This window comes from Burkholderia pyrrocinia, from assembly GCF_022809715.1.
Classification (GTDB): Bacteria; Pseudomonadota; Gammaproteobacteria; order Burkholderiales; family Burkholderiaceae; genus Burkholderia; species Burkholderia pyrrocinia_C.
The window spans coordinates 3,568,785-3,592,089 of sequence record NZ_CP094459.1 but is presented as its reverse complement, the minus strand read 5'-3'; the positions used below and the strand labels follow the sequence as shown (position 1 = coordinate 3,592,089).

General features: G+C 67.6%; 21 protein-coding genes and 1 tRNA gene. 17 read left to right on the top strand and 5 right to left on the bottom strand.

Annotated elements, in window-relative coordinates; translation table 11 throughout:
• The first annotated feature begins 32 nt into the window (after positions 1 to 32).
• From def to MRS60_RS16580, 14 genes are all read left to right on the top strand, one after another.
• Positions 33 to 536, top strand: a complete 504-nt coding sequence (def, locus tag MRS60_RS16645; RefSeq protein ID WP_034179358.1) for a peptide deformylase — start codon at positions 33 to 35, stop codon at positions 534 to 536.
• Positions 537 to 570: 34 nt separating this feature from the next.
• Entirely contained in the window at positions 571 to 1,554 is a 984-nt protein-coding gene (fmt, locus tag MRS60_RS16640) for a methionyl-tRNA formyltransferase (protein ID WP_034179357.1), read from the top strand.
• 120 nt (positions 1,555 to 1,674) lie between these two features.
• A complete protein-coding gene (locus MRS60_RS16635; protein ID WP_243565010.1) occupies positions 1,675 to 2,310 on the top strand; it encodes a LysE family translocator in 636 nt (211 codons plus the stop codon).
• A 100-nt stretch (positions 2,311 to 2,410) separates the two neighbouring features.
• Positions 2,411 to 3,268 carry a zinc metalloprotease HtpX gene (gene htpX / locus MRS60_RS16630; protein ID WP_243565009.1) on the top strand — a complete coding sequence of 286 codons (858 nt, stop codon included), beginning with the start codon at positions 2,411 to 2,413 and terminating at the stop codon, positions 3,266 to 3,268.
• Positions 3,269 to 3,488: 220 nt separating this feature from the next.
• Positions 3,489 to 4,880 (top strand): 16S rRNA (cytosine(967)-C(5))-methyltransferase RsmB, encoded by a 1,392-nt coding sequence (gene rsmB, locus MRS60_RS16625; protein WP_105389500.1) that lies wholly within the window; start codon positions 3,489 to 3,491, stop codon positions 4,878 to 4,880.
• Positions 4,877 to 5,467 (top strand): DUF4390 domain-containing protein, encoded by a 591-nt coding sequence (locus MRS60_RS16620; RefSeq protein WP_034179354.1) that lies wholly within the window; start codon positions 4,877 to 4,879, stop codon positions 5,465 to 5,467. The genes rsmB and MRS60_RS16620 overlap by 4 nt, the downstream gene beginning before the upstream one ends.
• Positions 5,457 to 7,871 (top strand): sensor histidine kinase EsaS, encoded by a 2,415-nt coding sequence (gene esaS / locus MRS60_RS16615; RefSeq protein WP_034179353.1) that lies wholly within the window; start codon positions 5,457 to 5,459, stop codon positions 7,869 to 7,871. Before MRS60_RS16620 ends, esaS begins: the two co-directional genes overlap by 11 nt.
• Positions 7,872 to 8,573 (top strand): response regulator transcription factor EsaR, encoded by a 702-nt coding sequence (gene esaR, locus MRS60_RS16610; protein WP_034179352.1) that lies wholly within the window; start codon positions 7,872 to 7,874, stop codon positions 8,571 to 8,573.
• A gap of 61 nt (positions 8,574 to 8,634) precedes the next feature.
• A tRNA-Phe gene (locus tag MRS60_RS16605) sits at positions 8,635 to 8,710 on the top strand.
• A 351-nt stretch (positions 8,711 to 9,061) separates the two neighbouring features.
• Entirely contained in the window at positions 9,062 to 9,796 is a 735-nt protein-coding gene (gene queC, locus MRS60_RS16600; protein WP_034179351.1) for a 7-cyano-7-deazaguanine synthase QueC, read from the top strand.
• Positions 9,797 to 9,871: 75 nt separating this feature from the next.
• Positions 9,872 to 10,504 carry a 7-carboxy-7-deazaguanine synthase gene (gene queE, locus MRS60_RS16595; RefSeq protein WP_072437609.1) on the top strand — a complete coding sequence of 211 codons (633 nt, stop codon included), beginning with the start codon at positions 9,872 to 9,874 and terminating at the stop codon, positions 10,502 to 10,504.
• Between the two features lie 18 nt (positions 10,505 to 10,522).
• Positions 10,523 to 10,975 carry a 6-carboxytetrahydropterin synthase QueD gene (gene queD, locus MRS60_RS16590; protein ID WP_006477472.1) on the top strand — a complete coding sequence of 151 codons (453 nt, stop codon included), beginning with the start codon at positions 10,523 to 10,525 and terminating at the stop codon, positions 10,973 to 10,975.
• Positions 10,976 to 11,284: 309 nt separating this feature from the next.
• Positions 11,285 to 12,070: an HpcH/HpaI aldolase family protein gene (locus tag MRS60_RS16585; protein ID WP_034179349.1), complete on the top strand. Its 786-nt coding sequence runs from the start codon at positions 11,285 to 11,287 to the stop codon at positions 12,068 to 12,070.
• Positions 12,067 to 12,843, top strand: coding sequence for a tetratricopeptide repeat protein (locus tag MRS60_RS16580; RefSeq protein ID WP_243565008.1), 777 nt, complete (start codon positions 12,067 to 12,069; stop codon positions 12,841 to 12,843). Before MRS60_RS16585 ends, MRS60_RS16580 begins: the two co-directional genes overlap by 4 nt.
• Before the next feature lie 91 nt (positions 12,844 to 12,934).
• Here the strand turns inward: MRS60_RS16580 and rodA are convergent, their stop codons facing one another.
• The 5 genes from rodA to MRS60_RS16555 form a co-directional block, all read right to left on the bottom strand.
• The gene (gene rodA, locus MRS60_RS16575) at positions 12,935 to 14,083 is read right to left on the bottom strand and encodes a rod shape-determining protein RodA (protein WP_034179347.1); all 1,149 of its coding nucleotides are present in this window, start codon (positions 14,081 to 14,083) and stop codon (positions 12,935 to 12,937) included.
• An 11-nt stretch (positions 14,084 to 14,094) separates the two neighbouring features.
• Positions 14,095 to 16,374 (bottom strand): penicillin-binding protein 2, encoded by a 2,280-nt coding sequence (gene mrdA, locus MRS60_RS16570; protein WP_034179346.1) that lies wholly within the window; start codon positions 16,372 to 16,374, stop codon positions 14,095 to 14,097.
• A 102-nt stretch (positions 16,375 to 16,476) separates the two neighbouring features.
• The gene (gene mreD, locus MRS60_RS16565) at positions 16,477 to 16,989 is read right to left on the bottom strand and encodes a rod shape-determining protein MreD (protein WP_006482567.1); all 513 of its coding nucleotides are present in this window, start codon (positions 16,987 to 16,989) and stop codon (positions 16,477 to 16,479) included.
• Entirely contained in the window at positions 16,986 to 18,065 is a 1,080-nt protein-coding gene (mreC, locus tag MRS60_RS16560) for a rod shape-determining protein MreC (protein WP_243565007.1), read from the bottom strand. The genes mreD and mreC overlap by 4 nt, the downstream gene beginning before the upstream one ends.
• A 436-nt stretch (positions 18,066 to 18,501) precedes the next feature.
• Positions 18,502 to 19,545, bottom strand: coding sequence for a rod shape-determining protein (locus MRS60_RS16555; protein ID WP_004189550.1), 1,044 nt, complete (start codon positions 19,543 to 19,545; stop codon positions 18,502 to 18,504).
• Between the two features lie 368 nt (positions 19,546 to 19,913).
• Here MRS60_RS16555 and gatC point away from each other — a divergent pair, with 368 nt between their 5' ends.
• From gatC to gatB, 3 genes are all read left to right on the top strand, one after another.
• A complete protein-coding gene (gene gatC / locus MRS60_RS16550; RefSeq protein WP_006477478.1) occupies positions 19,914 to 20,213 on the top strand; it encodes an Asp-tRNA(Asn)/Glu-tRNA(Gln) amidotransferase subunit GatC in 300 nt (99 codons plus the stop codon).
• Positions 20,214 to 20,278: 65 nt separating this feature from the next.
• Positions 20,279 to 21,775, top strand: a complete 1,497-nt coding sequence (gene gatA, locus MRS60_RS16545; protein WP_034179344.1) for an Asp-tRNA(Asn)/Glu-tRNA(Gln) amidotransferase subunit GatA — start codon at positions 20,279 to 20,281, stop codon at positions 21,773 to 21,775.
• A complete protein-coding gene (gene gatB, locus MRS60_RS16540; protein ID WP_034179343.1) occupies positions 21,772 to 23,244 on the top strand; it encodes an Asp-tRNA(Asn)/Glu-tRNA(Gln) amidotransferase subunit GatB in 1,473 nt (490 codons plus the stop codon). The genes gatA and gatB overlap by 4 nt, the downstream gene beginning before the upstream one ends.
• Positions 23,245 to 23,305 lie beyond the last annotated feature (61 nt).

Here is a 23,305-nt window from a genome sequence, read left to right as displayed (position 1 = left end):
GCGGCACGCCGCGCCACCGAATACCGAACACCATGGCTTTGCTCAACATTCTTCATTACCCCGACAAGCGGCTGCACAAGGTCGCCAAGCCCGTCGACAAGGTCGACGACCGGATCCGCAAGCTCGTCGCCGACATGGCCGAGACCATGTACGCGGCGCCCGGCATCGGCCTTGCAGCCACGCAGGTCGACGTGCACGAGCGCGTGATCGTGATCGACGTTTCCGAGGAAAAGAACGAGTTGCGCGCGTTCATCAACCCCGAGATCGTCTGGTCGAGCGACGTGAAGCAGATCTATGAAGAGGGCTGCCTGTCGGTACCCGGCATCTATGACGAAGTCGAGCGTCCCGACCACGTGCGCGTGCGCGCGCTCAACGAGCAGGGCGAGGCCTTCGAGCTCGACTGCGAGGGCCTGCTTGCCGTGTGCGTCCAGCACGAGATGGATCACCTGATGGGGCGCGTGTTCGTCGAATACCTGTCGCCGCTCAAGCAGACGCGCATCAAGACGAAGATGAAGAAACTCGAACGCGCGATGTGACGCGCGTTCATCCTGCCCGACCCAGAACGCTGTCATGACCCATACGTTGCGCGTGATTTTTGCCGGCACGCCGGAATTTGCCGCGGCTGCGCTCGCCGCGATCCATGAGGCAGGTTTTCCGGTGCCGCTCGTGCTCACCCAGCCCGATCGCCCGGCCGGCCGCGGGATGAAACTGCAGGCGAGCGCCGTGAAGCGCTACGCCGTCGAGCATGGCATGCCCGTCGCGCAGCCGCCGTCGCTGCGCCGCGCGGGCAAGTACCCCGCGGAGGCGGCCGACGCGATCGAGCTGCTGCGCACGACGCCGCACGACGTGATGGTGGTCGCCGCGTACGGCCTGCTGCTGCCGCAGGAGGTGCTCGACATTCCGCGCAGCGGCTGCATCAACATCCATGCGTCGCTGCTGCCGCGCTGGCGCGGCGCCGCGCCGATTCACCGCGCGATCGAGGCCGGCGACGCCGAGACCGGCGTCACGCTGATGCAGATGGACGTCGGCCTCGACACCGGCGCGATGATCGAAGAGGCGCGCATCGCGATCGCGCCCGACGACACGACCGCGACGCTGCACGACCGGCTGGCCGCCGACGGCGCGCGGCTGATCGTCGACGCGCTCGTGCGGCTCGAGCGCGACGGTACGCTGCCGGCGACCCCGCAGCCGGCCGACGGCGTGACCTATGCGGAAAAGATCGGCAAGCACGAAGCGGCGCTCGACTGGCGCAAGCCTGCCGACGTGCTCGCGCGCCAGGTGCGTGCGTTCGATCCGTTTCCCGGCGGCGTCGCGACGCTCGACGGCGCGGCAATCAAGCTGTGGGCTGCGGAGCCGGTGGCGGCGCGCGGCGACGCGGCGCCCGGCACGATCGTCGAGGCCGCGCCGGAAGGCGTGGTCGTCGCGTGCGGCAGTGGCGCGCTGCGCGTCACGCAGTTGCAGAAGCCGGGCGGCAAGCGGCTGTCCGCGCGCGAATTCCTCGCCGGCTCGCCGCTCGCCGCGGGCCAGCGTTTCGCGCTGACCGACCTTGCGTAACGTGACCTGACCGCCATTCGACACGACCTGCCGGCCCTGCGCAATCGGCCGAACGGTCGAGTCGCGCAGCGCGGCAGGCGCGCGTAGAATTTCCCTGCGCTCTCCGGTTTCGAGGTTTTCATGTTCGGCATCACCCATTTCGGCTTCTTCGTGCTGGCAGTTTTCCTGCTGAACGTCACGCCCGGTCCCGACACGGCCTACATCGTCGGCCGCAGCGTCGCGCAGGGCCGCGGCGCGGGGGTGATGTCGGCGCTCGGCATTTCGGCCGGCTGCTGCGTTCACGCGCTCGCGTGCGCGTTCGGCCTCACGGCGCTGCTTGCGGCGTCGGCTGCCGCGTTCACGGTGATCAAGCTGGTCGGCGCCGCGTACCTGATTTATCTCGGCGTGCGCATGATCGTCGCGAAGCAGGCCGCCGCGCCGTCGGGCGCGGCGGCCGCCACGGCAGCAAAGCCGCTGCGCCAGCTGTTCATGCAGGGCTTCTGGACCAACGTGCTGAACCCGAAGGTCGTGCTGTTCTTCGTGTCGTTCTTCCCGCAGTTCGTGTCGGCCGACAGCCCGCACAAGGCATTGGCGTTCCTGACCCTCGGTGCGGTGTTCGTCGCGATGAGCACGGTCTGGACCAGCCTGGTCGCATGGGTCGCGGGCAGCGTCACGCAGCGCTTTTCCGGCAAGCCGGGCGTCAGGAAGTGGCTCGACCGCACGGTCGGCAGCGCTTTCGTCGGCCTCGGCCTGCGTCTTGCAGCTTCGCAACGCTGAGATTGAATTTTTCCGGCAAGACCTTATCTAACAAATCGCTTACAATTTTCCGTCGCGCCCTGTGATGCGCGGCGGGTCCCCTGACGGATAAGGAGTGGGTATGTTCAATTGGGTCAAAACGGCGATGCTGATGGCCGCGATCACGGCCCTGTTCATCGTGATCGGCGGAATGATCGGCGGCTCGCGTGGCATGACGATCGCGCTGCTGTTCGCGCTCGGCATGAATTTCTTCTCGTACTGGTTCTCCGACAAGATGGTGCTGCGCATGTACAACGCGCAGGAAGTCGACGAGAACACGGCGCCGCAGTTCTACCGGATGGTGCGTGAGCTGGCCACGCGCGCGAACCTGCCGATGCCGCGCGTCTACCTGATCAACGAGGATGCGCCGAACGCGTTCGCGACGGGCCGCAACCCCGAGCATGCGGCGGTCGCCGCGACGACGGGCATCCTGCGCGTGCTGTCGGAGCGCGAGATGCGCGGCGTGATGGCGCACGAGCTCGCGCACGTGAAGCACCGCGACATCCTGATTTCGACGATCACCGCGACGATGGCGGGCGCGATCTCGGCGCTTGCGAACTTCGCGATGTTCTTCGGCGGGCGCGACGAGAACGGCCGGCCGGCCAACCCGATCGCGGGTATCGCGGTCGCGCTGCTCGCGCCGATCGCCGGCGCGCTGATCCAGATGGCGATTTCGCGGGCACGCGAGTTCGAGGCCGACCGCGGCGGCGCGCAGATTTCCGGCGATCCGCAGTCGCTCGCGACCGCGCTCGACAAGATCCATCGCTATGCGGCCGGCATCCCGTTCCAGGCGGCCGAAGCGCATCCGGCCACCGCGCAGATGATGATCATGAACCCGCTCCGCGCCGGCGGCCTGCAGAACCTGTTCTCGACGCACCCGGCCACCGAGGAACGCATCGCGCGCCTGATGGAGATGGCGCGTACCGGCCGCTTCGATTAAACCTCGGCGCATCGCGCGGCCGTTGCCGCGCGGCGTCCGCCCCGCCACCCCGCACGCTTCGCGCTGCGGGGTGTTTCATTTGTGCGCGCCGTAAAGGGGCCAAAGGGGCCGCATGGTCGCACGCTACAATGCGCGGTTTGGGATCGCAGGGCCGCGCGGCCGCAGCAATCCCGCCGTTTGCCGCATTTGTTTGCTGCGTTTGTTTGCCGATTCCGCTCCGATGACACGAACCCGTTCTTCCGCCCCGTCTTCTTCCGGCCGCCCGGCGCGCCTGTCCGCGCCGCATCTTGCGCCCGATTCGCTCGGCTTCGCACTCGACGCGGCCGCGCAGGCGGTCGATGCGGTACGGCGCGGCACAGCGCTGCCGGCAGCGCTGTCGGCGGTATTCGCGCAGATGGCGTCCGGTGCACAGGCGCTCGCGCGCGGCGCGACGCAGGACGTCGCGTACCGGACGATGCGTCGCCTCGGCAGCGTGGACTGGCTGATCGGCCGGCTCGTCAGCAAGGCGCCGCCCGCGCACGTGAACGCGGTGCTCGCCGGCGCGCTCGCGCTGCTGCTCGATCCGGCGGACGATGCCGCATATTCGGCGTTCACGGTGGTTGACCAGGCCGTGACCGTGATCGGCGCACGCCGCGAATACGCATTCGCGAAGGGGTTGGTCAACGCGGTGCTGCGTCGTTTCCTGCGCGAGCGCGACGTGCTCGTCGCGGCGATGCAGGACGACGCCGTTGCGCGCTGGAATTACCGCGCATGGTGGGTCGATGCGGTGAAGCGTGCATGGCCCGACGCATGGCAGGCGATCCTCGCGGCCGGCGAGCGCCAGGGGCCGCTGACGCTGCGCGTGAATGCGCGTCGCGCGAGCGTCGACGCGTATCTCGACACGCTGCGCGCGAGCGGGATCGACGCGACCGCGATCGGCCGGCATGCGGTGCGGCTCGCATCGGCGCTGCCGGTCGAGCGCATTCCGGGATTCGCCGACGGCGTGGTATCGGTGCAGGATGCCGGCGCGCAGCTCGCGGCCGAATGGCTCGGCGCGCGCGACGGCATGCGCGTACTCGATGCATGCGCGGCACCCGGCGGCAAGACCGGCCATATTCTCGAGCTGGCCAACGCGGAAGTCGTCGCGCTCGAAAGCGACGCGACGCGCGCGGCGCGCATCGGCGAGAACCTCGTGCGCCTGTCGCTCGCAGCGGACGTGCGCGTCGGCGATGCGGGTGCGCCCGGCGCGTGGTACGACGGGCGCCCGTTCGACCGCATCCTGGCCGACGTGCCGTGCTCGGCATCGGGCATCGTGCGGCGGCATCCCGACATCCGCTGGCTGCGCCGCGAGGCCGACATCCCGGCGCTCGTCGCGGAACAGCGCCGCATCCTGTCGGCGCTGTGGCCGCTCGTGAAGCCGGGCGGCGAACTGCTTTACGTGACCTGCTCGATCTTCCCCGAGGAAGGCGAGTTGCAGGCCCGCTGGTTTGAAGCGGTCTGTGAAGATGCGGTACGATTGGACGCCCCCGGCCAGCTGCTGCCGGGCGGAGTGCAGGGAGGGGCTGCCGCCGGCGCACTCGACCAGAACACCGATCACGACGGATTTTTCTACGCGCGGTTTCAGAAACGGTGACGATCAAACACCTTTTTCCACTTCGGCTCGCGGCCGTCCTGATGGTCGCGTTGACGCTGTGCCTGGCCGTCGTCCGGCCGGCGCATGCGCAGTCGATCGCCGTGCAGCGCGCGTCGCTCCAGGCCGACGGAAGCGGCTGGAGCCTCGATGCCCGCTTCGATTTCGAGCTGAATCCGAACCTCGAGGATGCCGTCAACAAGGGCATCCCGCTTTACTTCACGACCGACTTCGAGCTGAGCCGCGCGCGCTGGTACTGGTTCGACGAGCAGCCGGTGTCGGTGACGCAGACGATCCGCCTGTCGTTCCAGCCGCTCACGCGCGAATACCGCGTGTCGACGGGCGGCCTGCAGCTCGGCTTCCCGTCGTTGAAGGACGCGCTCGCGGTGGTCAGGCACATCACGTCGTGGCACGTGATCGACCGCAACCAGGTGCGCCTGGGGGAAACCTACATGGCGTCGGTGCGGATGCAGCTCGATACGGCGCTGATGCCGAAGCCGTTCCAGGTCGACGCCGTGAACAATCGCGACTGGACGCTCGGGTCGGACTGGAAGCGCTTCAACTTCACGGTGACCGAACGTGCTAAATAAAGTGCGCCGCGCGGCCAGCGGGAAGAGCCTCCTCGTTCGCGTGATCGTCTCGACCGTCGCGTTCACCGCGCTGCTGCTGCTCGTGCTGCTCGCGGCCGCGAGCGCGAATACCGAATTCTTCGATCGCTACTATTCGTGGCTGTACGCGACCAACATCGTCGTCGCGCTGGTGTTCCTGCTCGTGGTGCTCGGGCTGATCGGGATGATCGTCGTGCGCCTGAGGAAGGGCAAGTTCGGCACGCGGCTGCTCGCGAAGCTCGCGGTGTTCTTCGCGCTCGTTGGCGTGGTGCCGGGCGGGATCATCTACATCGTGTCGTACCAGTTCGTGTCGCGCAGCATCGAGTCGTGGTTCGACGTGAACGTCGAGACGGCGCTGACGGCCGGCCTGAACCTCGGCCGCGGGATGCTCGATGCGTCGCTGTCCGATCTGCAGACGAAGGCGCGGCTGATGTCCGACCAGCTCGCGAGCGTCGACGCGAACACGAACGGCACGACGCTCACGCTGCTGCGGTTGCGCGACCAGTTCGGCGTGCAGGACGCGACGATCGTCGAGCCGAGTCGCGGCGGTTCGGGCGCGGCGCCCGACCTGCACATCGTCGCGCAGGCATCGGGCAATTTCGCGGCGCTGATTCCGGACGACCTGCCGACGCCGCTGATGCTGAGCCAGGCGCGCGAACACGGCGCGTACGCGGCGATCGAAGGCGAAGTCGACGGCGACCCGCGCGCGCATGGCGCGAAGGGCGCGCTGCGGCTGCGCGTCGTGCGGCCGATTCCCGATGCGACGACGTCGCTGCTGCAGCCGGCCGAACGCTTCCTGCAGCTCACACAGCCGGTGCCGCCGACGCTCGCGCACAACGCGGACGCCGTGCAGCGCGCGTATCGCGAGTATCAGGAAAAGGCGCTCGGCCGCACGGGCCTGCGCAAGATGTACATCGGCACGCTGACGCTCGCGCTGTTCCTCGCGACCTTCATCGCGATGATGCTCGCGCTCGCGCTCGGCCAGCAGCTCGCGCGGCCGCTGTTCCTGCTCGCGCAGGGCACCAAGGAGATCACGGAAGGCGACTACACGCCGAAGCGCGAGATCAAGACGCGCGACGAGCTCGGCTTCCTCACGCAGTCGTTCAACGCGATGACGCGCCAGTTGTCCGAGGCGCGTCTCGCGGTCGAGAAGAACCGCATCGCGCTCGAGCATTCGAAGACCTATCTCGAGAGCATCCTCGCGAACCTGACGGCCGGCGTGTTCGTGCTCGACCGCCAGTTCCGGCTGACGACGGCCAACCGCGGCGCCGAGCGGATCTTCCGGCAGCCGTTCAACGCGCTGATCGGCACGACGCTCGACCGGATCGGCGTTGCGGCGGGATTCGGCGCGATGGTGCGCAAGGCGTTCGCCGATCGCGAGGCGGCATCCGACGGCGGCAGCGGCGATCGCGGCCACTGGCAGCAGCAGTTCGCGATCGAGATGCCGGGCGAAACCGAACCGCTGACACTGCTCGTGCGCGGCGCGCGCCTCGTGTCGACGGTCGAGGGGCAGGCCGAAGATCCGCAGACGTCAGGTTACGTCGTGGTATTCGACGACATTTCCGACGTGATTTCCGCGCAGCGCTCGGTTGCGTGGGGCGAGGTCGCGCGGCGGCTCGCGCATGAGATCAAGAATCCGCTGACGCCGATCCAGCTGTCGGCCGAGCGGCTGCAGATGAAGCTGTCCGACAAGCTCGCGCCGTCCGACGCGGATGTGCTCAAGCGCGGCGCGACGATGATCGTCAACCAGGTGGCCGCGATGAAGCGGATGGTCGACGATTTCCGCGAATACGCGCGCACGCCGCCGGCGGTGCTTGCGAACCTGCAGTTGAACGAACTGGCGAGCGAGGTGCTCGGGCTGTACGGCGTCGGCGAAGGCAAGAGCCCGATCGTCGCCGAGCTCGCGCCGTCGCTGCCGGTGATTCGCGGCGACGCGACGCAATTGCGCCAGGTGATCCACAACCTGCTGCAGAATGCGCAGGATTCGGTCGCGGAAGCCGCGCATCCGCGTGTGTTGATCGAAACCAAGACAGTAGAATATGGCGATCCCGACGCAGAGGGCAAAACGCGCGTCGCGGTACGTCTTACCGTGTCCGACAACGGGCCCGGTTTTCCGGCACGCATCCTGACCCGCGCGTTCGAGCCTTACGTGACGACGAAGGCGAAGGGCACGGGGCTCGGGCTGGCCACGGTCAAGAAGATCGTCGACGAGCACGGTGCGCGGATCGATCTGCGCAATCGCATGCACGGCGAGACCGTCGAGGGTGCGCAGGTGTCGATCCTGTTCCTGCAGATGGCGAGCGATGCGCCAGGCGCCGAACCGGGCGCGCAGGACGGGACGACCCCCGCTAAGACAAAAGCAAGTGAGCAGACAAGGGCAGCGTAAATGGCAACCATCCTGGTGGTAGATGATGAAATGGGCATCCGGGAATTGCTCTCGGAGATCCTCAGCGATGAAGGACATGTCGTCGAGGCAGCGGAGAACGCGCAGGCCGCGCGGGAATACCGGCTGAATCAGGCGCCCGATCTCGTGCTGCTCGATATCTGGATGCCCGATACCGACGGCGTCACGTTGCTCAAGGAATGGGCGGCGCAGGGGCTGCTGACGATGCCCGTGATCATGATGTCCGGGCACGCGACGATCGACACGGCCGTCGAGGCGACGAAGATCGGTGCGCTCGATTTCCTCGAGAAGCCGATCGCGCTGCAGAAGCTGCTGAAGTCCGTCGAGCACGGTCTCGCACGCGGCGCGGCGCCGGTGTCCGCCAACGCGGCGGCGAAGGGCGGCGCCGGACAGGCAGCGGGGCCCGCGGCGGTTGCGTCCGCGGCTGCGCTGCCGACGCTCGGCGACGACATGGCGGCGGCACTCGGCCTCGCGGGGCAGACGGCCGCGATCCCGTTCGACATCCCGTTGCGCGAAGCGCGCGATGCGTTCGAGCGCGCGTACTTCGAATATCACCTCGCGCGCGAGAACGGCAGCATGACGCGCGTCGCGGAGAAGACGGGCCTCGAGCGCACGCACCTGTATCGCAAGCTCAAGCAGCTGGGCGTCGAGCTCGGCAAGAAGCCGTCCGAAGGCGCGGTATAAAATTTTTTTGCGAAAACGCTTGAGCAGGTGGGGAAAGCTCGATATACTTTCATTCTTCGTTGGCCCGGTAGCTCAGTTGGTAGAGCAGCGGATTGAAAATCCGCGTGTCGATGGTTCGATTCCGTCCCAGGCCACCAGCAGTTCCAACCCCAAGAATCGGAAGGTTCTTGGGGTTTTTCGTTTGTGGTGGGTATTGCGTGTCATAGGCGGCGTGTGCGGCAGCATTCGCGGGGGCATGATAAAATCCGTGCCCGCTCAATGACTTAGCGCATCGCTTCATATGCACGGCAGGCCGCCAGCAACGCGCCGCCGTGATGCGCGGCAACGATGTCGCGCGATGGGCGGTATAAGCGCTCCGCCGCGTTCGCGGCCGACCGCGCTGCCTATACTGGTCGAGCCGGCGCAGGCCGGTACGCGTCGGGCCGCCCGGCGGCAGCCGGCCCCGCGGCGCAGCGCGACGCGAGCCTATACATTCACGGAGTATCACGGTGATTCGGACAGACGCTAAAGACGGCGCGCTCGTGTTGTTTTCCGGCGGGCAGGACTCGGCCACGTGCGTGGCGTGGGCCCTCGAACGCTACCAGACGGTCGAGACCCTCGGCTTCGATTACGGCCAGCGCCATCGTGTCGAGCTCGAATGCCGCGAAGGCGTACGCGAAGCGCTGAAGCGCGACTTTTCCGCGTGGACGGACCGGCTCGGCGACGATCACATGATCGACCTGTCGGTGCTCGGCGCGATCAGCGATACCGCGATGACGCGCACGATCGAGATCGAGACGACGGCGAGCGGCCTGCCGAACACGTTCGTGCCGGGCCGCAACCTGCTGTTCATGACGATCGCCGCGGCGATCGCGTATCGCCGCGGGCTGCGCGTGCTGGTCGGCGGGATGTGCGAGACCGATTTTTCGGGCTACCCCGACTGCCGCGACGACACGATGAAGGCGCTGCAGGTCGCGCTGAATCTCGGGATGGACACGCGCATCGTGCTCGAGACGCCGCTGATGTGGCTCGACAAGGCGCAGACGTGGCAGCTCGCCGAGCAGCTCGGCGGCGAAGCGCTCGTCGAACTGATCCGCGTCGAGACGCACACATGCTACGTGGGCGAGCGCGCGGAACTGCACGACTGGGGCTTCGGCTGCGGCGAGTGCCCGGCCTGCAAGCTGCGCAAGCGCGGCTACGAGGCCTACCTGAAGGGCGAGCGGGTGACCGAAGCGCCGCTGTGACGCGGCTGCGCCGGCAGCGCTTGATGAATAACGGATTCTGATCGACAACGAGCGGCGCGAGCCGGACGACGGACGATGACTTACGCGGTCAAGGAAATTTTCTACACGTTGCAGGGCGAGGGCGCGAACGCGGGCCGGCCGGCTGTGTTCTGCCGGTTCGCCGGCTGCAACCTGTGGTCGGGCCGCGAAGAGGATCGCGAGGAGGCCGTGTGCCGCTTCTGCGATACGGACTTCGTCGGCACCGACGGCGAGAACGGCGGCAAGTTCAAGGACGCCGAAGCGCTCGTCGCGACGATCGCCGGCCTGTGGCCGGACGGCGAAGCGCACCGCTTCGTCGTCTGCACGGGCGGCGAGCCGATGCTGCAGCTCGACCAGCCGCTCGTCGACGCGCTGCACGCGGCCGGCTTCGAGATCGCGATCGAGACCAACGGCTCGCTGCCGGTGCTCGAATCGATCGACTGGATCTGTGTGAGCCCGAAGGCCGACGCGCCGCTCGTGGTCACGAAGGGCAACGAACTGAAAGTCGTGATCCCGCAGGACAACCAGCGGCTGGCCGACTATGCGAAGCTCGACTTCGAGTATTTCCTCGTCCAGCCGATGGACGGCCCGTCGCGCGACCTCAATACGAAGCTCGCGATCGACTGGTGCAAGCGTCATCCGCAGTGGCGCCTGTCGATGCAGACCCACAAATATCTGAACATTCCCTGAGCCACGGCCTTTGACATCGTGCTGATTACCCGAAAACTCGAATTCGACGCGGGCCACCGCATTCCCGATCACCGCAGCCAGTGCAGGAACCTGCACGGCCATCGCTACGTGCTCGAAATCACGTTGCGCGGCGATCTCGTCGATACCGAGGGCGCTCCCGACCGTGGCATGGTGATGGATTTCGCCGACGTGAAGGCGCTCGCGATGGAGCACCTCGTCAGCAAGTGGGACCACGCATTCCTGGTCTATGCGCGCGACGACGTCGTGCGCTCGTTCCTCGAACAGATGGCCGACCACAAGACCGTCGTGATCGACCGGATCCCGACCGTCGAGAACCTCGCGGCGATCGCGTTCGACCTGCTCGCGAACGTGTACGACGCGCACTACGGCGTGAACCTGCGCCTCGAGCGCGTGCGTCTGTACGAAACGCCGAACTGCTGGGCCGACGTCGAGCGCCAGCCCGGCCGCTGATCCTGCCTTCCCGGCAGCCCCGCCGGCCGGCGCGGGCTGCCCGTCACCGCGGCCTCGTCCCGCGCCGGCGCTGCTCCCCGTCCGTTCCCACATTCCGCGTAACGCCGCGCTATGATCGTTGCGTGGCACCGTAAAACGCACCCGTGCGCGGTCGCGCGGCCCGCGCTGTCAGATCGGCCGCCCACGGCCGACTGACGTTGAAGGGCGCGGTCTGGCGCCGCCGCCGCGCTGCGCCGCCCGGCGTGTTGCGCCCCGCTTCGCCTGATGCTTGTCCCGTTCGATTGCCGTTCCGTCCAGGAGGCCGTATCGATGAGCACGCTCACCAATTCCCTCAAACAACGCCTGCGCGACGGCGACGAGCCGCTGTATGGCCTGTGGCTGTCGCTCGGCAGCGACTCGGCCGCGGAAGCGCTCGCGCACGCCGGCTACGACTGGCTCTGCATCGACATGGAGCACGCGCCGAACGATAGTCGCGACGTCGTGTCGCAGTTGCGCGCGATCGCCGCCGCACACCTGCCGAGCGAACCCGTCGTGCGCGTGCCGGCGCGCGAGCCGTGGCTCGTGAAGCGCGCGCTCGACGCCGGCGCACGCACGCTGATGTTTCCGTGCATCGAGACGCCAGACGACGCCGCGCACGCGGTGCGGCTCACGCGCTTCCCGTCGCCGGAATCGCCTGACGGGCTGCGCGGCGTCGCGGGCATGGTGCGCGCGGCGGCGTTCGGCATGCGCCGCGATTACGTGCTGACGGCGAATGCGCAGGTCGCGGTGATCGTGCAGATCGAATCGGCGCGCGGCGTCGACGAAGTCGAGCGGATCGCGGCGACGCCCGGCGTCGACTGCCTGTTCATCGGCCCGGCCGATCTCGCGGCGAGCCTCGGGCATCTCGGCGACATCCGCCACCCGGACGTCGAAACCGCGATGGCGCGCGTGCTCGCGGCCGGCAAGCAGGCCGGCGTCGCGGTCGGCATCTTCGCGGGCGACACGGCGGGCGCGCGGCAGTACCGCGAGGCCGGCTACCGGATGATCACGCTGTCGGCCGACGTGAGCTGGCTGCTGCGTGCGACGCGGCAAGCGCTGCAGGAGGTACGGTCATGAACGGCGGCGACGGCGCGTCTTGCGGGCGCGTGCAGGGTGCGGCCGGTGCGCGCGGGCGGTTCGGCGCGATGCTCGGCCTGTGGGCCGTGTGTGTCGCGGCGGCCGCGCAGGGCGCGCCGCAAGCGAAGCCCGATCCGTCGCGCGAGACGCAATCGGCGGTCGCCGACTACAACGCCGGCGACTATCGCGCGGCGCTGGTGCAGTTCCACGACGCAGCCGAGCGCGGCGACCGTCTCGCGCAATTCAACTACGCGATGATGCTGCTGACGGGCGAAGGCGTGACGGCGAACGTCGACGAAGGGCTGCGCTGGCTGAAGCGCGCGGCTGACGCGAACATGTCGCATGCGCAGTACGTGTACGGCCGGATGTTCGACGACGGCGAGTTCGTCGCGCGCAATCCGGCCGAAGCGCATCGCTGGTTCCTGCGGGCGGCGAAGCAGGGGCACGTGCAGGCCGAGCTGTCGCTCGCGAACCAGTTCCTCGACGGGCGCGGCACACCACGCGACAACCGGCAGGCGTTCGCGTGGTACAAGCAGGCCGCCGATGCGGGCGAGCCGACCGCGCAGTACGTGACCGCGTCGTTCTACGAGCGCGGCGGCGACGGCGTTGCGCAGAACCTGAACATCGCGCGGGCCTATTACGCGGCGGCGGCCGCGCAGGGCGACGAGACGGCCGGATTGAAATTCAAGGAGCTGAGCGCGCGGCTGAAGGCGCAGGGGCCGGCGTCGGGCGTCGGTGCGGAGCCGGGGAGCCCGCGCGCGGCACCGCAGTGAGCGGGCGACGTGCCGCGTTGCCGCGTTCGACGCGCACGATAAAAAACGGCGCCGGAGCGCCGTTTTTCTTGGCCGCGGCCGTGCCGCGCGGTCAGCTCTTCATCAGCCGCCGCTGTCGCCCGACGCTCATGATCATCCCGATCGCGATGCCGAGCGTCGCGAGCGCGGTGCCGCCGTAGCTCATGAACGGCAACGGCACGCCGACGACCGGCAGCACGCCGCTCACCATCCCGATGTTGACGAACGCATAGACGAAGAACGCGAGCGTGAGCGAGCCCGCGAGCAGGCGGCCGAACAGCGTCGCGCCCTGCGCGGCGATATAGAGCCCGCGCGCGATCAGCGCCATGTACAGCGTCAGCAGCACGATCCCGCCGACCAGCCCCCATTCCTCCGAGAACACCGCGAAGATGAAGTCGGTGTGCTTCTCCGGAATGAATTCGAGGTGCGCCTGCGTGCCTTTCAGGTAGCCCTTGCCGAGCACGCCGCCCGAGCCGATCGCAATCACGGCCTGGATCGTGTGGAAGCCCTTGCCGAGCGGGTCGGAGGTCGGGTCGAGCAGCGTGCACACGCGGTGCTTCTGGTAGTCGTGCATCAGCGGCCACTGCACTTCGGGCTGGCAGATGCGGTCCTCGAACACGGCGATCGACCCGACCGCGATCACGCCCGCGACGAGCACCGGCACGATCAGCTTGAACGACAGGCCGGCGAGGTAGATCACGAAGAAGCCGGCCGCGAACACGAGCAGGCCCGTGCCGAGGTCGGGCTGCTTCGCGATCAGTCCGACCGGCACCATCAGGATCCCGAACGCGGCGAGGAAGTCGTACCAGCGCAGCCCGCCTTCGCGGCGCTGGTAGTACCACGCGAGCATCAGCGGCGTCGCGATCTTGAGGATCTCCGACGGCTGGATCACGACGCCGACGTTCAGCCAGCGCTTCGCGCCCTTCTTCGTCATCCCGAACAGCGCGACCGCGATCAGCAGCGCGACCCCGAACGTATAGAGCGGGACCGCGAAGCGCATCAGCGTGGTCGGCGGGATGTTGGCGATCACCCACATCAGCACGAACGTCAGCAGGATGTTGCGCAACTGGTCCTCGACGCGGCCCGGCATGTCGATCGCCGCGCTGTACAGCGTGACGATGCCGACGCACAGCAGCAGGAACACGATGAGGGCGAGCGGGCGGTCGAAGCCCGCGAACATCTGCTTGATCTTGTCGAGCCAGGCGCGCTTGTCGAATTGCATGCCTTTCTCCGTTAATGAGCGGTGCCGGCGTCCGCCGCTTTCGCGGGGGCCGTCGCACGGTGGTTGTCGTCCCGCGGCGCGGCGACGAGCGGCTGCGCGTCGCTGGCGGGCCGGCGCGGCCGGTGCGGGCGCCGGATCGGCGGCAGGCTCGCGGCCATCGGCGCCGCGGCGCTCGCCGGCTGCGCAGCGTTTGCACCGGCCGCACCCGACGCATCGGGCGCCGATGCGGCCGATGCCGCATCCGCCGCGCTGGCCGCGGTCGGCACGACGGGCTGCGGCAGCGCCTTGAAGCCGGCCGCGACGGCGGCGGGCTTGTTCGCGTCGCCGATCACCGGTGCATTCACGGGTTCGGTCGCCGACGCCGCGGCAGCCACGGCCGCGGCTTCGTTCTGCGGGTTCTGGCGCTCGACGAGGAAGAAGTCGAGCACGCGGCGCGCGATCGGGCCCGCGGCCTGCGCGCCCCAGCCGCCGTTCTCGACGACCAGCGCCAACGCGATCTGCGGATGGTCGACCGGCGCGTACGCGATGAACAGCGCGTGGTCGCGCAGATGCTCGGCGAGCAGGTGGCCCTTGTAGTTGGAGCCCTGCAGCGAGAACACCTGAGCGGTACCGGTCTTGCCGGCGGCGAGATACGGCGCGCCGCGGAACACCTTGTACGCGGTGCCGGACGGGTTCTCGATCACGTTCTCCATCCCGCGCTTCACGACGTCGATGTCGGCCTGCTTGAGCGGGATCGTTTCGCTTTCCTTCGGCACGGTCAGGCGGCGCCCGCGCGAGATCGGATCCTCGACTTCCTTCACGAGGTGGGGCTTCATCACGATGCCGTTGTTCGCGAGCGTCGCGGTTGCGTGCGCGAGCTGCAGGATCGTGAACGAGTTGTAGCCCTGGCCGATCCCGAGGCTGATCGTCTCGCCGTCGAACCACTTCTGCTGCGCGGCCTTCTTGAACGCCTTCTTCTTCCAGTCGGTCGACGGCAGGATCCCGCGCGCTTCGCCCTGGATGTCGATCCCGGTGATCTGGCCGAAGCCGAACGGCTTCATGAAGTTCGCGATCGCGTTCACGCCGAGGTCGCGCGCGAGCATGTAGAAGTAGGTGTCGTTCGACACCATGATCGCCTTGTTCATGTCGACCCAGCCCTGGCCCGAGCGCACGTCGTTGCGGAACGTGTGGCCGCCGAACGTGAAGTAGCCGGGATCCTGGAACCCCCAGCCCGGCGAGCGCTTGCCGAGCGTCAGGCCCGCGAGCGCCATGAACGGCTTGTACGTCGAGCCGGGCGGGTAGGTGCCGTGCAGCGGACGGTTCAGCAGCGGCTTGTCGGTCGAGTTGTTCAGCTCGTCCCAGGTCTGCTGGTCGATGCCGTCGACGAACGAATTCGGGTCGAAGCTCGGCGACGACACGAACGCGAGCACGTCGCCCGTCTTCGGCTCGATCGCGACGAGCGCGCCGCGCTTGCCGGCGAACGCCTGCTCGGCAACCTGCTGCAACCCGATGTCGAGCGACAGCACGAGGTTGTTGCCGGGCGTCGCCTGCGTGCGCGACAGCGTGCGCACGGGCCGGCCGCCGGCCGTCACCTCGACTTCCTCGAAGCCGGTCAACCCGTGCAGCTCGGTCTCGTAGCTCTGCTCGACGCCGATCTTGCCGATGTAGTCGGTGCCCTTGTAGTTGTTCGCGTCGCGTCGCGGATCGTAGTTTTCCTGGTCGCTGTCGTTGTCGTCGCTGATCGCGTCGATCCGATCCTGATCGCGCTTCGAGATCCGGCCGATGTAGCCGATCACGTGTGCGGCCGTCGTGCCGAGCGGATATTGGCGGAACAGCCGCGCGCGCACGTCGACGCCGGGAAAGCGGAAGCGCTGCGCGGTGAAGCGCGCGACTTCCGCGTCGGTGAGCCGCGTGCGGATCGGCAGGCTCTCGAAGTTCTTCGAGTCTTCCTGCAGCTTCTTGAAGCGGCGGCGGTCGCGTGCGTCGATCGGGATGATCTCGGACAGCTTGTCGATCGTGTTGTCGAGCGTGTCGTCGAGCTTCGATGGCGTGATCTCGAGCGTGTACGCCGAATAGTTCTTCGCGAGGATCACGCCGTTGCGGTCGGTGATGATCCCGCGGTTCGGCACGATCGGCGCGACCGAGATGCGGTTTTCCTCGGCCTGCAGCGCGTATTTGCCGTGCTGCATCAGCTGCAGGTAGAAGAAGCGGCTCGCGAGCAGCCCGAAGCAGACGAACACGAACACGCCCGCCGCCGCGACGCGCAGGCGGAACTTCGAGAGCTGCTGTTGGGTGTCGTTGAATTCGGTCATGCGGTTGAGCGTCTATCCGACCCGCGCGGGCGGGCGAGGTGCCGCCCCGGAGCGCGGCGCGCGGCGGGATTGGGGGCGGCGGGTATTCAAAGGTCGTCCGGCTCAGATGGGGCGCGTATCGTCCGGATCGACCGGACGGCGTTGCGGCATCAGCAGCAGGTGGCTCGCGATCGGCCACAGCGCGGCCTCGACGAAGCCGTCGACCAGGTAGCGCCAGCCGGGGAACGCGGCGCCCATCAAGAGACGGATCACGAACGGCACGAGCTGCGCGACGACGAGCAGCGGCGTGACATACAGCACCTGCACGCCGATCGGCATCCACAGCACGCGGCGGTGGATCGTGATCGCGCCGTACGACAGCAGCGTATAGGCGAGCGCGTGCTCGCCGAGCAGCCCCGCGTCATGCACGTCCATCAGGATGCCGAGCGCGAACGCGACGCCCATCCCGACCTTGCGCGGCTGGTGGATGTTCCAGAACAGCAGCACGAGCGCGACGAAGTCGGGCACGCCGGGCAGGCGGCCCCACGGCATCAGGTTCAGCAGGAACGCGGCGGCGAGGCTGAAGACGATGAAGTACGGATTGACCGGCTGCAGGATGTATTGCGGGCGGTTCATCGCTGGGCTCCTGGTTGCCCGGCCGCGGGCTTCGCGGGTGCGGCGGCGGGCTTGGCCGGAGCGGCGGGCGCGGCCGGCGCGGCCGGCGCGGGCTTCGCGCCGGGCTGGGCGGCGGTGGCCGGCTTTGCGTTCGCGTCGGCCTTGTCGGCTTTCTCGCCCTTTGCGGCGGCTTTCGCGCCCTTCTTGCCGCCCTTCGCGTTCTTGTCGGCGGCCGGTTCGAGCTCGACCGGGCGCGGCGGGATGTCGTTCTGGTAATGCAGCACGAGCATCTGGCGCGCGCCGCGCACGGCCGCGACCGGCGCGCAGGTCACGCGCGCGAATGCGGTGTCGGCGAGCTTGTCGACGCGCGCGACCTTCGCGACCGGCAGGCCGGGCGGATAGACGCCGTCGAGGCCGCTCGTGACGAGTTCGTCGCCGACCACGAGATCCGCGCTCGTCGGCACGAAGCGCAGGTCGAGCGAATCGCCCTTCGGCGTGCCGTAGATCACGCTGCGCAGGCCGGTGCGCAGCACCTGCACCGGAATCGCGAGATCGCGGTCGGTGACCAGCGTGACTTCGGACTGCAGCGGGAACACGCGCGTAATCTGGCCGACCACGCCGTCCTCGCTGACCACGGGCGCGCCGTTCTGGATGCCCTGCTGCGAACCTTGCCCGACCACGATCTTCTGCGTGAACGGATCGCTCGTGTCGTACTGGATCTCGACCGGCGTCGATTGCGTCGCGATGTGCTGGCGCAGTTCGAGCACCGCGCGCAGGTGCATGTTTTCCTGCGCGAGCACGGCGGCCTGGTTGGCCTGCGTCGACAGTTGCAGGTTGCGCTTGCGGAGGTCGTCGTTCTCGTGGCGCAGCGATGCGCCGGTGACGGCGATGTCGGCCGCGCCCATGAACAGGTCGCGGGGCACGAGCGCCGCGCGCTGCAGCGGATAGAGCACGGTGCCGAGCACGCCGCGCAGGATTTCGAGCGTGCTGAAGCGCGCGTCCGACACGAGGAGCGCGATGGCGAGGGCAACGAAGAAGATGAGCCGCGCGAGCGCGGGCGGACCTTGCTTGAAGAGGGGCGGCGGACTGTATTCCATGGTCGGCGCCGGGCGCGTGTGATCGGTTAAATGATGCTCAGACGCGCAAACGGCGCGGCGGTTCGTTCTAAACGAGCGATCCGGCCACGCCGCAGGTGCGTCATATCAACGAAACTGGGGGGCTGTTTTTCCATGAAACGTGCGTGCGTTGCCCCGAAACGGGCCGCTCGCAAGGATCGCGACGCCGCGAATACTGAACGTATTCGCAAGGAGCATGACGCAGCGAGCGGCCCGTTTCGGGGCAACCCCAAATTTAAAATTCATTCCACGGGAATGCCCGAAATCGGCCGCATGGCGGCGTCGTTCGTCGCTTGTTTGGCGCGGCAAAACGGCGCTCCTCACTTCTTGCTTGCGCCCCGCAAGGAAGTCCCCTTGGGGGACGACCGATTTCGGGCATTCGCACGTACGTTTCATGGGAAAACAGCCCCCTAGACGATCACTCGTACGAGAAGATGCTGCCCAGCTTGTCCATGCGCTCGAGCGCCATGCCCGAACCGCGCACGACGCAGGTGAGCGGATCTTCGGCGACGAGCACCGGCAGGCCGGTTTCTTCCGCGAGCAGGCGGTCGAGGTCGCGCAGCAGCGCGCCGCCGCCCGTCAGCATCATCCCGCGTTCGGCGATGTCGGCGCCGAGTTCCGGCGGCGTCTGTTCGAGCGCGATCTTCACCGACGACACGATCTGGTTCAGCGGATCGGTCAGCGCTTCGAGGATTTCGTTGCTGGAGATCGTGAAGCTGCGCGGAATACCTTCCGACAGGTTGCGGCCCTTCACTTCCATTTCCTTGACTTCGGAGCCAGGGAACGCGGAGCCGATTTCCTTCTTGATCGCCTCGGCCGTTTGTTCGCCGATCAGCATCCCGTAGTTGCGGCGGATGTAGTTGACGATCGCCTCGTCGAACTTGTCGCCGCCGACGCGCACCGAGCCCTTGTACACGATGCCGCCGAGCGAGATCACGCCGACTTCCGTCGTGCCGCCGCCGATGTCGACGACCATCGAGCCGGTGGCTTCCGACACCGGCAGGCCCGCGCCGATCGCGGCCGCCATCGGCTCCTCGATCAGGTAGACCTGCGATGCGCCGGCGCCGTGCGCGGCTTCCTTGATCGCGCGGCGCTCGACCTGGGTCGAGCCGCACGGCACGCAGATGATGATGCGCGGCGACGGCGAGAACATGCGCGACTCGTGCGCCGTCTTGATGAACTGCTTGATCATCTGCTCGGTGACGGTGAAGTCGGCGATCACGCCGTCCTTCATCGGGCGGATCGCCTCGATGTTGCCCGGCACCTTGCCGAGCATCTGCTTGGCTTCCTTGCCGACCGCCTGGATCGTCTTCTTGCCGTTGGGGCCGCCTTCCTGGCGAATCGACACGACGGACGGTTCATCGAGCACGATGCCCTTGCCGCGCATGTAGATCAGGGTGTTTGCGGTGCCGAGATCGATCGCGAGATCGTTGGAGAAGTAGCTGCGCAAAAAACCGAACATTCAGAATCCTGTTTCGCTCTGGGCCGGCCCTGTATAGCGAGCGCTGGGGGGCGGCAGCGGAAAAAATAACAGCCTCGGGAAGCGTGGCGGAAGCGGCCGCCGCGGCGCACGAAGCTGCGAGTGATGTCTACCGGGGATCGCACGAAGCACGCACGGCTTGCCGAAGCGGGGCGAAACGGTGCGGGAAAAGGCTGCCGGGTTTGGGTCGAACGCGTAATGATACCTTATAATTTCACGGTATTTGAATCGAAACGGGCGGTATTTTTGCCGCTTCGGTCCCGATTTTTGAGGGTGGGATCGCACCCTCCAACCCCCCGCCGCGGCGCTGCTTTCGATGCGCTGCGCAGCCTTGTTTTTCCGGTGATCGCATGGCCCTGACCCTGACCGATGTGAAACGCATCGCGCACCTGGCGCGACTCGAAATGGCCGACGCCGACGCCGAGCACATGCTCGGCCAGCTCAATGAATTCTTCGGCCTCGTCGAGCAGATGCAGGCGGTCGACACCGCCGGCATCGCGCCGCTCGCCCACCCGATCGAACAGATCCAGGAAGTCGCGCAGCGCCTGCGCGACGACGCCGTGACGGAAGTCGTCAATCGCGACGACAACCAGCGTCCGGCGCCGGCCGTCCAGGACGGCCTCTATCTCGTGCCGAAGGTGATCGAGTAAGCATTCGACGACAAGCGCGCCGGCCAGCGCCGCGCGCCACCCAGAATTCCCAGGAAAACCACTCAATGCACGCAAAAAGCCTGACCGAACTGCGCGCCGCGCTCGCCGCCAAGGAATGCTCGGCCGTCGAGCTCGCGCAGCTCTACCTGAAACGGATCGACGCCGCGCGCGACCTGAACGCGTTCGTCCACGTCGACGCCGATCTGACCCTCGCGCAGGCGAAAGCCGCCGACGCTGAGCTCGCGCGCGGCGCGGGCGGCGCGCTGACCGGCCTGCCGATCGCGCACAAGGATGTCTTCGTCACGCGCGGCTGGCGCTCGACCGCCGGCTCGAAGATGCTCGCGAACTACGAGAGCCCGTTCGACGCGACCGTCGTCGCCCGCCTGCAGGCGGCCGGCATGGTCACGCTCGGCAAGACCAACATGGACGAGTTCGCGATGGGCTCGTCGAACGAGAACTCCGCGTTCGGCGCGGTGAAGAACCCGTGGGACACCAACGCGGTGCCGGGCGGCAGCTCGGGCGGCAGCTCGGCCGCCGTCGCCGCGCGCCTCGCGCCGGCCGCGACCGGCACCGACACCGGCGGCTCGATCCGCCAGCCCGCGTCGTTCGCGGGCGTGACGGGCATCAAGCCGACCTACGGCCGCGTGTCGCGCTACGGGATGATCGCGTTCGCGTCGTCGCTCGACCAGGGCGGCCCGATGGCGCAGAGCGCGTCCGACTGCGCGCTGCTGCTCAATGCGATGGCCGGCTTCGACGAGCGCGACTCGACGAGCCTCGAGCGCGACGACGAGGATTTCACGCGCCACCTCGGCCAGCCGTGGGCGGCCGGCAACGATGCGGGCAAGCCGCTCGCGGGCCTGCGCATCGGCTTGCCGAACGAGTATTTCGGCGACGGCCTCGCCGACGACGTGCGCGCGACGATCGACGCGGCGCTTAAAGCTTACGAAGCGCTCGGCGCGACGCTCGTGCCGGTGTCGCTGCCGAAGACGGAACTGTCGATCCCCGTGTACTACGTGATCGCGCCGGCCGAGGCGTCGTCGAACCTGTCGCGTTTCGACGGCGTGCGCTTCGGCCATCGCGCCGCGCAGTACGGCGACCTGCTCGACATGTACAAGAAGTCGCGCGCCGAAGGCTTCGGCCCCGAGGTGAAGCGCCGGATTCTGGTCGGCGCGTACGTGCTGTCGCACGGCTACTACGACGCGTACTACCTGCAGGCGCAGAAGATCCGCCGCATCATCGCGCAGGATTTCCAGGAAGCGTTCAAGTCCTGCGACGTGATCATGGGCCCGGCATCGCCGACGGTCGCATGGGATCTCGGCGCGAAGGGCGACGATCCGGTGCAGATGTATCTCGCGGATATCTATACGCTGTCGGTGAGCCTCGCCGGCCTGCCCGGCATGAGCGTGCCGTGCGGCTTCGGCGCGGGCGCGAATGCGAAGCGCCCGGTCGGCCTGCAGATCATCGGCAACTATTTCAACGAAGCCCGGATGCTGCAGGTTGCCGACGCGTTCCAGCGCGCGACCGACTGGCACAAGCAAGTTCCGGCAGGAGTGCAAGCATGACCCAATGGGAAGTCGTTATCGGCCTCGAGACGCACGCGCAACTGTCGACCGTCTCGAAGATTTTCTCGGGCGCGCCGACGCAGTTCGGCGCCGAGCCGAACACGCAGGCATGCCCGGTCGACCTGGCGCTGCCGGGCGTGCTGCCGGTGCTGAACCGCGGCGCGGTCGAACGCGCGATCCGCTTCGGCCTCGCGATCGGCTCGACCATCGCGCCGCGCAGCATCTTCGCGCGCAAGAATTATTTCTACCCCGATCTGCCGAAGGGCTATCAGATCAGCCAGTACGAGATTCCGGTCGTGCAGGGCGGCCAGATCACGATCCAGGTGCCCGCCAACGAAAAGGCCGGCAAGGAAGCGTACGAGAAGACGGTCAACCTGACCCGCGCGCACCTCGAGGAAGATGCGGGCAAGTCGCTGCATGAAGACTTCGCCGGGATGACGGGGATCGACCTGAACCGCGCGGGCACGCCGCTGCTCGAGATCGTCACCGAGCCGGAAATGCGCAGCGCGGCCGAAGCCGTGGCCTATGCGAAGGCGCTGCACGGCCTCGTCGTGTGGCTCGGCATCTGCGACGGCAACATGCAGGAAGGCTCGTTCCGCTGCGATGCGAACGTGTCGGTGCGACCGGTCGGCCAGGAGAAGTTCGGCACGCGCGCGGAAATCAAGAACCTGAACTCGTTCCGGTTCCTCGAGGAAGCGATCAACTACGAAGTGCGTCGCCAGATCGAGCTGATCGAGGACGGCGGCGAAGTCGTGCAGGAAACGCGCCTCTACGATCCGGACAAGCGCGAGACGCGTTCGATGCGCAGCAAGGAAGACGCGCACGACTACCGCTACTTCCCCGACCCCGACCTGATGCCGCTCGTGATCGGCCAGGACTGGATCGAGCGCGTGCAGTCCGGGATGCCCGAGCTGCCGGCCGCGATGCAGCAGCGCTTCGTCGAGCAGTACGGCGTGTCCGCGTACGACGCGGGCGTGCTGACGTCGAGCAAGGCGATGGCCGCGTATTTCGAGGCCGTGGTCGCGAAGGCCGGCGCCGCGAACGCGAAGATCGCCGCGAACTGGTTGATGGGCGACGTGTCGTCGCAGCTGAACCGCGACGGCATCGAGATCGACGCGATTCCGGTGTCGGCGGCCCAGCTTGCACTCGTGCTGCAGCGTATCGCCGACGGCACGATCTCGAACAAGATCGCGAAGGAAATCTTCTCGACGATCTGGGACGAGAAGGCGGACGACGAAGGCGCGGCCGACCGCATCATCGACGCGAAGGGGCTGAAGCAGATCTCCGACACCGGCGCGCTGGAAGCGATCATCGACGAGGTGCTCGCAGCGAATGCGAAGTCGGTCGAGGAATTCCGCGCGGGCAAGGAAAAGGCGTTCAACGCGCTGATCGGCCAGGCGATGAAGGCGACGAAGGGCAAGGCCAATCCGCAGCAGGTCAACGAACTGCTGAAGAAAAAGCTCGGCTGAACATGATTGCGCGCCTGAACCGCGCTTGACGACGGGCCGCCCCGAACTTGTTCCGGGCGGC